Origin of the sequence: Acinetobacter sp. SFA (genome assembly GCF_001647535.1) — a bacterium.
GTDB lineage: Bacteria > Pseudomonadota > Gammaproteobacteria > Pseudomonadales > Moraxellaceae > Acinetobacter > Acinetobacter pecorum.
In genome coordinates this window covers 197,408-212,229 of record NZ_LSZI01000017.1, presented here as the reverse complement: position 1 = coordinate 212,229, position 14,822 = coordinate 197,408, and the positions used below count along the sequence as shown (strand labels likewise).

The following is a 14,822-nucleotide window of genomic DNA, read 5'->3' as shown; positions in this document are numbered from 1 at the left end:
AGCAGGATCCATCTGAGCTTAAAGCAGCAGATGAACTGAATCAGAACAAGCATTCTGAAGATTAACCATCTCATCAGAATTGTCTGGGATCATTCTTGATTTATTAAAACTTCCCTTATAAAAAGCAGACCAATGGCCTGCTTTTTTTTATTTTTAAATGCTTTAGCAGTCTGCTGCTTGAAGATCGGGTTCACGTGTATATCGATCCACCACGACACTGATCATCATATCACCCTGAACATTCACGACTGTGCGTACAGTATCGAGCAAGCGGTCGATCGGTAACAAAATGGCTATCGCCTCGGCAGGCAAACCGACCGACTGCAAGACCATGATCATGGTCACCATACCGGCACTCGGAATTCCCGGCGCACCCAAGGATGCAATCATCGCCGTGGCACAGACCACCAACTGCTGTCCCAGACTGAGATCCAGCCCCATTAAGTTGGCGATAAACAAGGCTGCTGCCGCTTCATAGAGTGCCGTGCCATCCATATTTAACTGGGTACCCAGTGGAATCACAAAACCTGCAGTCTGGGGCCGTACCCCTAAATTTTCCTGTGCGCATTTCATCGACAAGGGCATGGTAGCCGAACTGGAACTGGTGGCAAATGCAGTAATCAGGGCGGCTCTAGTACCCTTAAAGAACGTGATGGGATCCATCTTGCCGAAAACCCACAGCAATAGAGGCAAGACCACAAGACCATGGAAAACTGTGGTACCTGTGACCACTGCAGCAAATTCAGCCAGACGACTCAGTACAGAAATATCTTCAGTAGCGATCAGCTTGGCAAGTAGTGCAAAAATTCCGAGCGGTGCCAATTTCATGATCCAGCCAATCATCAACATCATGATGTCAAAAAACTGGAGACTCAGTTTGCGTACGGTACGGAAGCTGTCTCCACCTGCCACTAGCGCCACACCGATAAACAAGGCGAAAATCACCACTGCCAAAACGTTGCCATCCGCAAAAGCTTTGAACGGATTGATCAGGGTATTCTGAATAAAATTGGTAAAGAAAGATGAAGGTGTCAGGGTATCCGGTGTTTGATGTTGCGCCATGGCATCCTGGAACATCAGTACATCAACACCCTTACCGACATTAAACAGATGGGCACAGGTCAGACCTAAAATGAGCGCCAATGAAGTGGTTGTCACACAGCACATCAGGGTGATTTTCCAGGTTCGACTCAACTGTCCACCGGCCTGCAGATTCGACACCCCGACCACGATTGAAGTAAAAATAAGAGGGATCAAAATCATTTTAAGCAGCCCAATGAAAAGACTGCTGGCAATTCCAACCCCGTACAGGCCGATATCAAAAAACGTGCTTTGTGGAAATGTCGTCAGCAGGAATCCAAACAGCACCCCCAGTACGGCGGCAATTAAAATTTGCGTATTTAAACTCATCTTTTCATGCATTTTTAATATTGATCTTAAGCCGCACTATGCCATGCGTGTTCTATAGAATCGAGTAGTATTTTATAAACAGGTCATGAAAACATGACATTAAATAGCCATTTATATGCTACTTAAAAAAACAAAAAAAAACGAATCTGAACATTCGGTTTGTTGAACAAGAATAACCATTATTGTGTTTCGATTTCACGCAAACGGATCAGGCCTTCCTGAGTCGTACTACAGACCAGTTCGCCATTTTGCCACATCCGGCCAAAGTTCAGGCCACGTGAACTGGCACTTTGAGTCGCATCCATATCATATAGCATCCATTCATCCACCCGAAACGGTCTATGGAAGTACATGGCATGGTCAATACTGGCACATTGCAAACTTGGTGAAAGATAACTCAGACCATGGGGGCGCAGTGCAGTCGTCATCAGAGTAAAGTCAGAATAGAAAGCGGCGATGGCCTGATGCAGGGAAATATCATCCACCTCTGTGGCAATCTGGCCGTGGGTACGGATATAGTGCGCATAAGAAGGTGCTTCAGGTTGCGGCTGGAACGGATTCTGCGGATTGACCGGACGAATTTCGACATGACGATCACGTGTAAAGGTGGCCCGTACATTTTCCGGAATAAACTCGATAATCTGCCGGGTAAGTTCTGCTTCATTTTTCAGGCTTTCTGCCGGTGGATACTCGGGCTCTGAAATCTGATAGTTCAGACCTTCTTCCTGTGGAGCGAAAGACACCATACACATAAAAATGGTACGGCCATGCTGAATGGCACGTACTTGACGGCTGACAAAGCTCTTGCCGTCACGGATACGGTCTACTTCATAGATAATCGGTGCGTTGACATCTCCGCCAAACAAAAAATAGGCATGTAATGAGTGAGCCGGACGGTCTGTGGTATAAGATGCGGCGCGTAATGCCTGCCCTAAAACCTGTCCACCGAACACACGCTTGCCCACCAGATTCCGGCTGATTCCCCGGAAAATGTTTTCTTCTAACTTTTCTAAGCTGAGCAGCTCGACCAGTTCCTGTGTTAAGGCATTCATAAGTAACCTACGTAATATTGGAGATATCCCAAAATGGAAAAACAGATTTAAACAATTGATCTGGAATATTCTGCCACAAAATCAGACTGAAACTCTAAAGATTGCATGACTGTTCTGTCATACTCATGTCATAAGTCACTAGGAAAAGCATCTACTTTCACGCTAAAATTGAACTACTTCTGTTGAAGTTGTTAAAAAAAGATATATCGTTTCATCTTAGAAACCCGCAAAATAAATCCCCTCAGAAGCCCTGTGGTTTTGGTCAGTAAAATTAGGAGCAGCTATGTCCAAGAATGGCTTTGGTCAAATGTATCGCAAGCTTTCAAGTAAACTACTTGATCTTGTGGTTACCCCTCATATTCTTGGGGAAGTACCAAGTGAAGTGACAGCACCTGAATCTGATCAGACTACAGCAGAATCGCAAAAGCTGGTCTGCTACGTTTTACAGAACCATTCACGTAGTAATGCCCTCGTGGTCGATGCAGAAACGCGCCGTTTAAAATTACCGGCTGCACTTGATCCCATGCAACTGGGTAACCACAAGGAAAAAGCATCGTTGCTGTTTTTGCAGCATCATGATGAAAACAACCTGTTGAGTTCTCCCCCGCATGCTTTTCCGCCACGTCTGTTACGCCTGATTGAGGTTCTGGAACAGCATCCTGAGCTGGATGTCGAACTGGTTCCGGTAACAGTACTTTGGGGACGCGAGCCTGAAAAAGAAGATTCCTGGTTTAAGCTGCTGTTTACCGATACCTGGTCTACACCGAGCCGGGTCAAGCAACTGGTCAATATCGGCCTGCATGGTCGCCAGTCTTATTTAGAGTTCCATGAACCGCAGTCTTTACGCGCATTGATTAACTTTGCCAAAGAGACGCATCCAAATTCCGCGCCGGCAACCTATATTGTCAGCACTTTAAATGATTATCTAGATGGTCAGCGTGAAGTCATTCTCGGGCCGGATCTGTCCGACCGCCGTAATGTGATGCATGGTCTGATCAAGTCACCAGATGTACAGGCGGCGATTCGCAATGACAGTATCCGTAGTAAAACCTCGATGCTGGAATCCGAACGTCGTGCCATCGGTTATCTGAACGAAATCGTTTCCGATTATTCTCATTCTACCGTACGTTTTGCCGACAAAGCCCTGACCCGCTTATGGACCCAGCTTTATGACGGCGTGGAAGTCCATAATTTCAGTACCGTGCGTGAACTGGCCAAGGATTATGAAATTGTCTATACCCCCTGTCACCGCAGTCATATTGACTATCTGTTATTGTCTTATGTGATCTATCGCCGTGGTTTGATGGTGCCTTACATCGCAGCGGGCGATAACCTGAATATGCCTTTTGTCGGCCAGATTTTACGCGGTGGCGGTGCTTTCTTTATTCGCCGTACCTTCCGCGGCAACGCGCTCTATACCACGGTCTTTAAGGAATATCTGTATAGCGTCCTGTCACGTAATACCCCGCTAGAATACTTTATTGAAGGTGGCCGTTCACGTACCGGTCGTTTGCTACCGCCAAAAACCGGGATGCTGGCAATGACCGTGCATGGTCATTTACGTGGCAAGTCCAAACCGATTGTATTTGTACCGACCTATATCGGCTATGAACGCCTAATGGAAGGTGGTACCTATGTCGGTGAAATGAGTGGTAAGCCAAAAGAAGCCGAGTCTATTTTTGGTATTTTGAAAACCCTGCGCAAAATTGAACGCATTTTTGGCAAGGTGCACCTGAACTTCGGTAAACCGGTATTTCTGGATGATATCCTGAAACAGCATGGTGCAGAAAATATCAAGATCGAAAAGAACGATGATCCGGTTCCACAAGCGGTTTCTGACGCGGTGAATAGCTCTGCACAGGCTATTCTGGAAAATATTAACAGTGCAGTCGTGATCAATCCGGTATCGTTATTATCTTTAATCTTGCTGGCCACGCCAAAACATACGCTGGATGAAGAAATCTGTATCAAACAGCTGGATACTTATCGCACCTTGCTCACCGCTCTGCCTTATGATGAACGCATGCAGGTTACACCGCTGTCAGGCAAAGAAATAATTGCCTATGCGATGAAGCTGAAACTGATCAAACGGGTGAAGCATGTACTGGGCGATATTATTGCGATTGAAGATAATCAGGCGGTTCTGCTGACCTATTTCCGTAATAATATTGTGCATACTTTTATATTGCCATCCCTGATTGCAGCCCTGACTGAACATAACGGCACCATCCGCCGTCATGATGTGGTCAATATCAGCAGCACCCTATATCCTTTCCTCAAAGCTGAGCTATTTTTAAAATGGCATGAAGATGAGATTCAGGATCAGGTCAATGCCCATATTGACAACCTGATTTCTTCAAAACTGATCACGCAAGATGGCGAAAACCTGATTGCACCTGCACCGAATACTGAAGCGCATCATCAGCTCGAAGTTCTGGCTGCCCCAGTGACCCAAAGTCTGGAACGTTATTACATGACTTTGGCACTGATTACCCAACGTGGTTCAGGCAATATTTCGACTCGCCAGGTGGAAGAGCTGAGCTATCTGGTTGGTCAGCGTCTGTCTGTATTGTATGAGTTCAATTCGCCTGAGTTCTTCGATAAAGCCCTGTTCCAGAGCTTTATTAAAGTATTAACCCAGAAAGGTTATCTGTGCACCAATGAAGACAATGCGATTGTCTTTGATGAACAGCTGGCCAATGTAGCGAAATATGCCGATCTGGTATTGGACGAAGTGAAATTGCAGATGCTGCATCACATTACCGCCTTTACCGATGAAGAACTTAAAGAAGCCCTGGATGCAGTTGCGGCTGAACAAGCCAAGAAACGTGCGAAGCGGAAAAAGAAGTAAGATTAAATAAAAAAGAGAGGCTAAGGCCTCTCTTTTTTATTTAAGAATTTATAAGAAGTGAAAACTGAGAAGCTAATGCCATTATTTAAATATAGCATTCCCTCTCCTGAGCGAGTTTTAAAGCACGGCTTTTAAAACGAAGCGCAAGTGAGGATTAGGGAGAGTTGGTTTTAGATAAAATCCTCCCCTAACCCCTCCTTTGAAAAGGAGGGGAATTCCTCCCTTTAAAAAGGGAAGTTAGGAAGGGTTATTTTTCCCCATCAACTCCAAATAATCCTCATAACAATCTGGATGCTCTAACTCAAATCCCATTTTTTGCATTCGGGTCGCATAAAGTTTCTTACCTGTCACCTGCTCACTTTCCACCTTAAGCAAAGGAAGCCCCATCTGCCGTTGGAACCATTGCAATATTTCATGCAATAATTTTGGATCATTGTTGGTGGCAATATAAGACTTTTCAGGATGTTCCACGTGAATCATCTGTGATAAGAAACGTGATAAATCTTCAATGTGAATCCGGTTAGACCAGTGCAGATTCGGATAACTCGTCATCGAGGTGGCCATTTTTTGCAGACGTGCAACTGAAGCGCCGTAAATCCCGCTTGGACGGATAATCGTACATTGCTCAAGATAAGCTTTTAGATAAGCCTGCTCCATCTGCTGCAAGATTTTGCCCTGAGCATCAATTGGGTGAATTTCAGTTTCGTCATCTACGATTCCACCGGAATTTTGACCACACACTCGTGTCGATGACACCACTACAATCCGTTTCACCGGATGCTGTTTCAAGGCAGCCACAATAGGTTGAACCGAATCCAGATAAGTCTGCTGATAACCTTCAACCGTACTTTGTTTTGGACTAAGTAATACATAGACCCAGTCAATTGGTGTAATTGCTGTTAAATCCAGTTGATGCACATCCTGAATCAGATGAGTTGCGAATGAATCTGTTTTGGGACTCTGGCTAATTGTGCTAATTTGATGACCTTGCTCAAATAGTTGTTTAGCCACACGTCGGGATGTTTTACCATAACCGATAAATAAAATATGCATTGAGCACCGAATCACAAATCTGGTTGAGGGGACATGGCTGCAGTCCATCAGTTACAAGGCGTTGGCAATGCCGCCGCCGCATTACTCGAAAAACTAAATATCTTCAATACTGATGATTTGCTTTTTCATCTACCACGTGACTATGAAGACCGTAGCACGATCATCCCCATGAATCAATTGAGCGTGGGACGCAGCTATCTGCTGGAAGGTATCGTTAAAGGCGTGGATTTTCCACCTGGCAAACGCAAATCCATGGCTGTGCTGCTAGATGATGATTTTGGCAAAGTCACTTTACGTTTTTATCATATTTATAAAGGCATTACCGACCGCTGCAAACTGGGTAACCGTTTAAGAATTTTTGGTGAAGTGCGGGTAGGTGCGCGCGGTCTGGAAATGTATCATCCCGAATTGCAAGTCATTACTGAGGACACACCTTTACCTCAAACCCAGCTCACGGCGATTTACCCTGCGACTGAAGGCCTGACCCAGCCAAAAATACGGGACTATATTCAGCAGGCCTTGGCTCAATACAGCGATCATCTGCCTGAATTGCTGCCAGCAAAATTTAGCAATGGTTATGCGCTGAAACAGGCACTGGAATATATCCATCACCCGCCAGTCAATGCCAATATGCTGCAGCTCGCACAAGGCTCACATCCTGCACAGCAGCGCCTGATCTTTGAAGAGCTGGTAGCGCATCAGATCAGCCTATTGACACGTCGGGCCTTCATCCAGCAGGTCGAAGCGCCTTCATTTGCGCCAAGTCAGACCTATGCCAAACGGTTACTGGCCAGTCTGGCTTTTGAAATGACCGGTGCGCAAAAACGTGTATCCAGAGAAATTGCACAGGATTTAAGAACCAATAAACCGATGTTGCGTCTGGTGCAAGGCGATGTCGGTGCCGGCAAAACTTTGGTTGCTGCTATAGCGGCCTGCCATGCCCTGGAAGAAGGCTGGCAAGTAGCATTAATGGCACCGACCGAGATTCTGGCCGAGCAGCATTATCTCAACTTTAAACGCTGGTTTGAACCTTTAGGCTTAAATGTAGCCTGGTTGTCCGGCAAGCAGAAAGGTAAAGCGCGCGCAGCAACAGAACAGCTGATTCGGGACGGAAGTGCCCATCTGGTCATCGGGACTCATGCCCTGTTTCAGGAGAATGTCGAGTTTGCCAAACTGGGTCTGGTGATTATTGATGAACAGCACCGCTTTGGTGTGGATCAGCGCCTTGCACTCAGAAATAAAGGTCTGGATGGTATGTCACCGCATCAACTGGTGATGACTGCGACTCCAATTCCACGCACACTGGCTATGTCTGCCTATGGTGATCTGGATACCTCTGTGATTGACGAGCTGCCGCCGGGCCGTACCCCGATTCAGACCGTGACCATTCCATTAGACCGGCGCGAAGAAGTCTTGCAACGGATTGCCAGCAACTGTGGTGAAGGCAAGCAGGCATATTGGGTGTGTACACTGGTAGAACAGTCCGAAACTTTAGATGCCCAAGCCGCAGAAGCCACTTTCACTGAAATTCGCGAGCGCTTTCCTGCGCTGAATATCGGACTGGTACATGGCAAGATGAAAGCCGATGAAAAACAGGCGGTAATGCAGCAGTTTAAAAATAATGAATTACAGCTCCTGATTGCCACCACCGTGATTGAAGTCGGCGTCGATGTACCCAATGCCTCCATTATGGTGATTGAAAATGCTGAACGTCTGGGCTTATCTCAACTGCATCAGCTACGTGGTCGGGTCGGTCGTGGCGCCAAAGCCAGCTTCTGTGCCCTACTGTATAAACATCCGCTGTCGCAAAATGGTCAGGAACGTTTAAGAATCATGCGCGAAACCAATGATGGTTTCATGATTGCCGAGAAAGACCTGGAATTGCGTGGCCCAGGTGAACTGCTTGGAACCAAGCAGACTGGCGACATGAATTTCCGTGTGGCCAAACTGGAACGTGATGATCACCTGCTCAATCAGGCACATTATGTGGCCCAGCAGATGCTCAAGGATTATCCTGATCAGGCCGAAGCATTATTGCAACGCTGGCTACCGGAAGCACCGCGCTATGCCTATGTTTAAATTACTGCAACACGGAAAATCCTGGCTCACCCGCTTACAGCCCTGTCAGCTCTGCCTGACCGATTATCAGTCCATTCATTCAGTCTGTGAAGATTGCTGGCGACAATTACCCTGGGCACATCAAACCATTCAACGGCAGGAAATGCAGTTCCAGATTGCCTGCGACTATGCCTATCCGATGGATCGTTTGATTCAACTGTTTAAATATGAACAGAAACTGCATTTGCAAAATTTACTGGCAGGTGCGCTGTTAAGTTTAGACCTGCCTAAAGTCAGTGCGATAGTACCGATGCCGATCTCGAATGAGCGTCTGGCCGAGCGCGGTTATAATCAATCTCTGGTACTGGCCAAACATGTGGCAAAACAGTTGAATGCACCCATCTGGCAACCTGTTCGACGACTAAAACAACACTCGCAAAAGGGCCTAAGCCGGCTGGAGCGAATTGAAGATATCCAGTCACAATTCCAGATCAGCACCATTTCCAAGCTGCGGTATCGTCGGGTGCTGATTATCGATGATGTCGTCACGACTGGCAGCTCGATCCGGGCACTCAGCCAAACACTTGAACAACTGGGTTGTCAAAAAATTTATGCGGCCTGTCTGGCCGGTGCGGGAATCTGAACATTTACGCCTGAGCAAGTAACTGTGACTTCACCCATGGAATGACAATTTCAGTGGTCAAGGGTGCCAGCAAGACCTGCTTTTCGTCCAGATCTATCCATTTCATTTCAGCAATTTCCGCTTCAATTTTTGGTGCCTGATCCAGTCTTACCCAATAGACATAACTCACCAGTTGATGATCAGGCTCATTGGCTGTTGCCGTTTCAAAACGTCCAATGAATTGCTGAATGTGTGCTTGGGCGCCAATTTCTTCCTGAATTTCACGTAACATCGTTGCTTCTGGTGCTTCATTTGGCTCCAGCTTGCCACCAACCTGCATAAAGCAGGACGTTCCTTTCTTGCGAACCACAAGCAGTTGCTGCGCTTCATTTAAAATAATGGCTGCAGCCACTGTAATTATCTTCATCTCTGGTTTATGACTTTATGCTAGGGGGCAGCTTATTTTACAAGATCGGTCTGATCGCTCCTACCCCATTTAGGCTCAGGTGGCTGATAAGTTTCGAATTGACGTAAAATTTCTTCCAGATCATCGCTGACAATTAAAGCATCACTAAAACGTGCCTTGGTAAATCCTTTCTCGGTGGTCATGTAGATAAATTTAAGCAAGTCATCGTAGAAACCATCAACATTTAGAAAAGCACAAGGCTTTTTATGAATTCCCAGTTGCGCCCAGGTCCACTGTTCAAAAATTTCTTCCAGCGTTCCCGCACCACCCGGAATGGCAATAAACCCTTGAGCCAGTTCTGACATTCGGGTTTTACGCTCATGCATATTCTCCACCACGAATAACTTGGTAATATGCGGATGTGCCAGTTCACGATTCACCAGTTGCCTCGGAATTACCCCAATCACCTTGCCACCGGCGGCCAAAGCACTATCAGCGATAATTCCCATCAAGCCAGAACGACCGCCCCCATATACCAGCGTCTGATGCCTGGCGGCCAAGGTCTGACCCACCTTTTTAGCGATCTGGGCATAAAGAGGATCCGAGCCTAGGGCTGAACCACAAAAAATTGCGATAGAATTCATTATTTCATCCTCTAATTGACGGTATATTGTACGTAATCGCTTCCAGCGCGTTTTTTCCAAAAATAACCACTTAATATCAGTGTTTTTATTCAATTCCTTGTCTAAAATACACCCATTCCAATTCACATACTGCGCTAGGGAGAAAAGACAGCATGCTTGAAGCCTTTTACGCCACAGAGCGCGGTAGTTTAGAAGATATCACGATTAATGGTGATTTCGACTTACATCCAGATTTAGTGTGGCTTGACCTGATTGCACCTTCACAAGAAGAGCAGCAATGGATTCTAGATGCCTATGGGCAAAACTTACCGACTTTAAAATCGCTAGAAGATATTTCCTCCAGTGCCCGATTTTACCGTGATGATGACGGAATTTTGCACATCAGCACATATTTCTTAACCAAAAATAAAAACTATCAGGTCGAGAACGAAAATGAAGATGAGTCCAGTATGCTGGCCACGGTACAGACTGTGGCATTTATTCTGCATAAGGATCGTCTGTTTACCTTGCGCGGTGAAAAGCTGGTGGCTTTTCGTGCCTTTCGTGCCCGGGCACGCCGCAATGATTATGACATCGATTATAAAGATCCGACCTGGATTTTATTGGGTCTGCTCGAAGCCAAGCTGGATGAACTGGCCGACATCCTGGAAGATGTCCATAAAGATTTAGAAAAATATTCAACCGAAGTATTGAATAACCGTCATCGTGAGCAAATTCTCGATCTGGATGACATGATTACCCGGCTGGCGCAACTGGAAGATATGCTGGGTAAAGCGCAACTCTGTCTGATCGATTTACGTCGTGTTTTGACCTTCTTGGCGCGTCCACGCGCTTTAGGGAGTCATATTTATGATGCAGATATCAGGGAGCTCAGTGAAGATGTCCGCTCTTTGGTGGAGCATGATGCCTTCCTGTTCCAGAAAGTGCGCTTCCTGCTCGATACTACATCAGGATTCATTAACACCGAACAGAACGATACCATTCGCCGCTTCTCTATTCTGCCAAGTATGCTTGCGCCACCGATGCTGATTGCCAGTATTTATGGGATGAATACCGATGTATTGCCCTTTGCTAAAGGCTCCATGAGTTTCATTATGGTCAGTATTATTTTGATCGGCTTTCTGATCGGACCATTAATTTACTTTAGATGGAAGAAATGGATTTGAGCGAGCTTTAAAGCACTACTTTTAAAGAGAAGCTCAAGAAATACATCTCATCTGATCCATGCCTATTTGAAAAGTAATAAAAAAGCACCTTTCGGTGCTTTTTTATTACTTCTACTGAATGATTTTTAGATCATCCTGGAGATGGCTGGCCTGAATGATATTCATCATCTTCGGTGGAACAGCTTTAAACTGCAGGCCTTGTGCTTTAGGCGTCTGACGCAGCCAGCGCACCAATACTGCCAGAGCCAAGGTACTGCCACTTTCAAGCCCGGCCAGATTAACTACCAGCGGAAACTTGTTCTGTGACTGAATCACACGCAGGCCCTCTAGGTAATAGTCCTGCGCATTGGCATAGTCAATGTTGCCTGACACCTGCAATTCCTGATCCTTGAATACAATCACGGCTCACCTATCTGGTTATTTCTTTTCAATTGCGGCTTCTGCATCTGGTTTAAAGTTGGCAATCGCTGTATCTATATTACCGCCATTACGTTTGACTGTCGCAGCAAACTGGTTACGGAACTGCAAACCTAGGTCAATACCAGATACGTTGATGTTACGGATTTTCCACTGTGAACCTTTATCCACCAACTGGAACGCTACCGGTATTTTCTCACCCTTGTTATTGAAGTCGATGGTCACCACAGGGTTTTTGCTGTTGCTGGCTTTATATGGACGCATGCTGTAAGTCTGATTGCTATATTTCGCAAATGCCGAACCATAGTTTTCAATCAGGGTTTCACGGAAATTCTTTTCAAACTGGGCACGCTGTGCTGGAGTACTTTGTTGCACATAAGTGCCCATGACTGTACGCACAAAAGCTTGTGAATCAATATATGGATCCAGATTTTGACGCACAATGGTTTTGACCAAGGCTGGATTACTCTGTAATTTGCTATGATCAGCCTGTAAACGTTTAACCAAATTATCCGCCACTTGTTTAATAAACTCAGGAGGCGTTTGGCTTGGAGCTGCAAACACTGTACCAGCAACCATGGTGGAAAGAATGCTTGCTGCAAGCGTTTGTTTTACTAAAGTCTTCACTGATATCTCCTCAATCTATTATTCAACGAATGCAGGTTCTGCATCGGTCGATCCTGAAACTGTCGCCTGTTCTGGGGCTGCTTCTTGACTATCCGAAGACTTACCGGCACCGCCAGTAATAAACTTCGTGACTAAATCTTCAATTTCCATGGTGCCTTGGGTATTAGCAATCTGATCACCGCGTTGCAAATAGTTCAGACCTCCACCTGGAATAATTTTCAGGTATTTTTCACCCAGCAATCCATTGGTTGCTACCATAATATAAGCATCTTCATCAATATTAGTGATGGATTTCATGTTAGCTAAGAGTTGTTTTTCCATGTCTTTTTGTTGTGCCGGAGTAGCCGCTGTATAGTCTGAACTATAACGCAACTCTTCCAGCGCATTTTGCTGAACCTGCTTTAGCTGTTCGGCATTAAACGAGGTCAACGAGCCATCCAGCGTCATATGTACGGTCGCCAGACGAGTGACAGGATCCAAGGTAATCTGGTCCACCTGTCCTACTTTTACACCACTTAATGCCACTTTGGCCCGTGGCTTGATCCCATTCACATTTTCAAAAGTTGCCGTCATTTCATAGCTGTCGGAAATATTGTTCCCAACCAGGCCACTGACTCGCATTGCCAGGAAAAATAAGGCAATACCAAACAAAATAACAAAAACACCAACGGCCAGCTCACTAGTACGTGATTTCATTAAACACCTCCGAACATGACCGCAGTCAACACAAAGTCAAAGCCTAAAACGCACAGTGAAGAATATACGACTGTACGGGTTGTAGAAGTTGCAATACCTTCCGAGGTCGGGACACAAGCATAACCTTGGTATACCGCAATCCAGGTACAAATTAATGCAAATACAAAACTTTTAATGATGGTGCCATTCAAGACATCTTTGTAGAATTGCACGCTGCTTTCCATGCCGCTCCAATACGCGCCTTCGTCGGCTCCCAGAAAGTCCACACCGACCATCTTACCGCCCATAATCCCGACTGCAGCAAAGATAACCGAAAGCATGGGCAAGCTGAAAATCCCTGCCCAAAGACGTGGCGAAATTACACGCTTTAATGGATCTACCCCAATCATTTCCATACTGGACAGTTGTTCAGTGGCTTTCATCAGGCCAATTTCTGCGGTCAAGGCTGAACCGGCACGTCCAGCAAACAGCAAAGCCGCAACTACTGGCGCCAGCTCACGCAGCAAAGTCAGTGCAACTGCTGTTCCCAGCATCGACTCACTGCCAAAGGTCGACAAGATGCTAAACATCTGCAAACCAAGAACGGCTCCAATAAACAGGCCAGACACCACAATAATCAGCAGGGACAACACCCCGACCCGGTACATCTGATAAACAAACAGTTTCACTCCAAGCCATGTCGGCATGGAAAATAAAATCTGCAACAGCATCAGGGTCGCGACCCCAATCCCCTGTACACGTTCAATAACGCGTCTACCTAATGCGGCAATTGCATTCATGAACGTACCTCATCACTTAAATAAGCCCGATGACTAAACTGATAATCCACCGGACCTTCTACCGAACCGGTCAGGAATTGCTGTACAAAAGCAGACGGATGCGCCTTGAGTTCTGCCGGCGTACCTTCGCCCTGAATTTTGCCCTCTGCCACCACATAAATGTAGTCAGCAATGGATAGGGTTTCTGCGACATCATGCGAAACAATAATCGTGGTCAAGTCCAGTGCTTCACGCAAAGAGCGGATTAAACGGGTCAACACCCCCATCACAATCGGATCCTGCCCGGCAAAGGGTTCATCGTACATGATCAGCTCAGGATCCAGCGCGATTGCCCGGGCCAAAGCTACGCGTCGGTTCATACCGCCAGACAGTTCAGACGGCATCATCTGCTCTGCACCACGCAAACCAACTGATTCCAGTTTTAGTGCCACGATTTCTTTAATCAAATGCTCTGGCAGTTTGGTATGGGCACGAATTGGAAACGCGACATTTTCATACACACTCATATCGGTAAACAAAGCACCGCTCTGAAATAACATGCCCATACGTGCACGTGCTGAAAAAAGCTCGGAACGCGACATTGAGGCAATATCTTTGCCGTCCAACAAAACTTGGCCATGTTCCGGTGTCAGCTGTCCACCAATTAACCTTAATAAAGTGGTTTTACCGGTTCCGGATGGCCCCATGATGGCAGTAATCTGCCCACGACGAATATTCAAACTCACGTCGTCATAAATCACGCGCTCACCCCGCTTGAAGCTCAAATTCTTGACTTCAATCAGAGATTGACGAGTATCTCGCGCTGTTTGATTTTTCATAGCTGAGTTTATTCCTGCATTTTTTCAGCATGCATACTATAAAGGAACGACGTTCAAAATGTTAGCAGTTGAAAAAGATGGGTTAATATCATAATAAAATGACAATAATTGAATATTTCGGATTTTTTATAGAAAAAATATGTACTTAAGTTTAAGTCAAATAGCTTGCTTAATTAAAAAGACTGTATAAATAGTAGATAATATTACATAAAATCAAGGTCAA

General features: G+C 45.8%; 14 protein-coding genes. 4 read left to right on the top strand and 10 right to left on the bottom strand.

Translation table 11 applies throughout. From position 1 onward, the window contains the following. Nucleotides 1-162 precede the first annotated feature (162 nt). Together AY607_RS09430 and AY607_RS09425 are read right to left on the bottom strand one after the other, a co-directional pair. The gene (locus AY607_RS09430; protein WP_064102404.1) at nt 163-1,410 is read right to left on the bottom strand and encodes a dicarboxylate/amino acid:cation symporter; all 1,248 of its coding nucleotides are present in this window, start codon (nt 1,408-1,410) and stop codon (nt 163-165) included. A 179-nt stretch (nt 1,411-1,589) separates the two neighbouring features. Next, entirely contained in the window at nt 1,590-2,462 is an 873-nt protein-coding gene (locus AY607_RS09425) for an acyl-CoA thioesterase (protein WP_064094530.1), read from the bottom strand. Between the two features lie 283 nt (nt 2,463-2,745). Here AY607_RS09425 and plsB point away from each other — a divergent pair, with 283 nt between their 5' ends. Beyond that, the gene (plsB, locus tag AY607_RS09420) at nt 2,746-5,313 is read left to right on the top strand and encodes a glycerol-3-phosphate 1-O-acyltransferase PlsB (protein WP_064094531.1); all 2,568 of its coding nucleotides are present in this window, start codon (nt 2,746-2,748) and stop codon (nt 5,311-5,313) included. Nucleotides 5,314-5,550: 237 nt separating this feature from the next. On the opposite strand, the gene AY607_RS09415 is transcribed toward plsB, so the two are convergent. Further along, nucleotides 5,551-6,366, bottom strand: a complete 816-nt coding sequence (locus AY607_RS09415; protein WP_064102403.1) for an NAD(P)H-binding protein — start codon at nt 6,364-6,366, stop codon at nt 5,551-5,553. Nucleotides 6,367-6,399: 33 nt separating this feature from the next. Here AY607_RS09415 and recG point away from each other — a divergent pair, with 33 nt between their 5' ends. Then, entirely contained in the window at nt 6,400-8,445 is a 2,046-nt protein-coding gene (gene recG / locus AY607_RS09410) for an ATP-dependent DNA helicase RecG (RefSeq protein ID WP_064102402.1), read from the top strand. Beyond that, entirely contained in the window at nt 8,432-9,067 is a 636-nt protein-coding gene (locus tag AY607_RS09405; protein ID WP_064094534.1) for a ComF family protein, read from the top strand. The genes recG and AY607_RS09405 overlap by 14 nt, the downstream gene beginning before the upstream one ends. 4 nt (nt 9,068-9,071) lie before the next feature. Here AY607_RS09405 and AY607_RS09400 read toward each other — a convergent pair whose 3' ends face one another. After that, a complete protein-coding gene (locus tag AY607_RS09400; protein ID WP_064094535.1) occupies nt 9,072-9,473 on the bottom strand; it encodes an NUDIX hydrolase in 402 nt (133 codons plus the stop codon). 32 nt (nt 9,474-9,505) lie between these two features. After that, nucleotides 9,506-10,096, bottom strand: a complete 591-nt coding sequence (locus tag AY607_RS09395) for a TIGR00730 family Rossman fold protein (protein WP_064094536.1) — start codon at nt 10,094-10,096, stop codon at nt 9,506-9,508. Between the two features lie 152 nt (nt 10,097-10,248). On the opposite strand from AY607_RS09395, the gene AY607_RS09390 reads away from it, so the two are divergent. Continuing rightward, nucleotides 10,249-11,262: a magnesium and cobalt transport protein CorA gene (locus tag AY607_RS09390; RefSeq protein ID WP_064094537.1), complete on the top strand. Its 1,014-nt coding sequence runs from the start codon at nt 10,249-10,251 to the stop codon at nt 11,260-11,262. Between the two features lie 111 nt (nt 11,263-11,373). Here the strand turns inward: AY607_RS09390 and AY607_RS09385 are convergent, their stop codons facing one another. The 5 genes from AY607_RS09385 to AY607_RS09365 are packed head-to-tail and all read right to left on the bottom strand — an operon-like array spanning nt 11,374 to nt 14,599. After that, nucleotides 11,374-11,664 carry a lipid asymmetry maintenance protein MlaB gene (locus AY607_RS09385; RefSeq protein WP_064094538.1) on the bottom strand — a complete coding sequence of 97 codons (291 nt, stop codon included), beginning with the start codon at nt 11,662-11,664 and terminating at the stop codon, nt 11,374-11,376. Nucleotides 11,665-11,679: 15 nt separating this feature from the next. Continuing rightward, entirely contained in the window at nt 11,680-12,306 is a 627-nt protein-coding gene (locus AY607_RS09380; protein WP_064094539.1) for a phospholipid-binding protein MlaC, read from the bottom strand. An 18-nt stretch (nt 12,307-12,324) separates the two neighbouring features. Further along, nucleotides 12,325-13,002, bottom strand: a complete 678-nt coding sequence (locus AY607_RS09375; protein ID WP_064094540.1) for an outer membrane lipid asymmetry maintenance protein MlaD — start codon at nt 13,000-13,002, stop codon at nt 12,325-12,327. Then, a complete protein-coding gene (gene mlaE, locus AY607_RS09370; RefSeq protein ID WP_005248230.1) occupies nt 13,002-13,781 on the bottom strand; it encodes a lipid asymmetry maintenance ABC transporter permease subunit MlaE in 780 nt (259 codons plus the stop codon). Before mlaE ends, AY607_RS09375 begins: the two co-directional genes overlap by 1 nt. Continuing rightward, nucleotides 13,778-14,599 (bottom strand): ABC transporter ATP-binding protein, encoded by an 822-nt coding sequence (locus AY607_RS09365; protein WP_064094541.1) that lies wholly within the window; start codon nt 14,597-14,599, stop codon nt 13,778-13,780. Before AY607_RS09365 ends, mlaE begins: the two co-directional genes overlap by 4 nt. Nucleotides 14,600-14,822 lie beyond the last annotated feature (223 nt).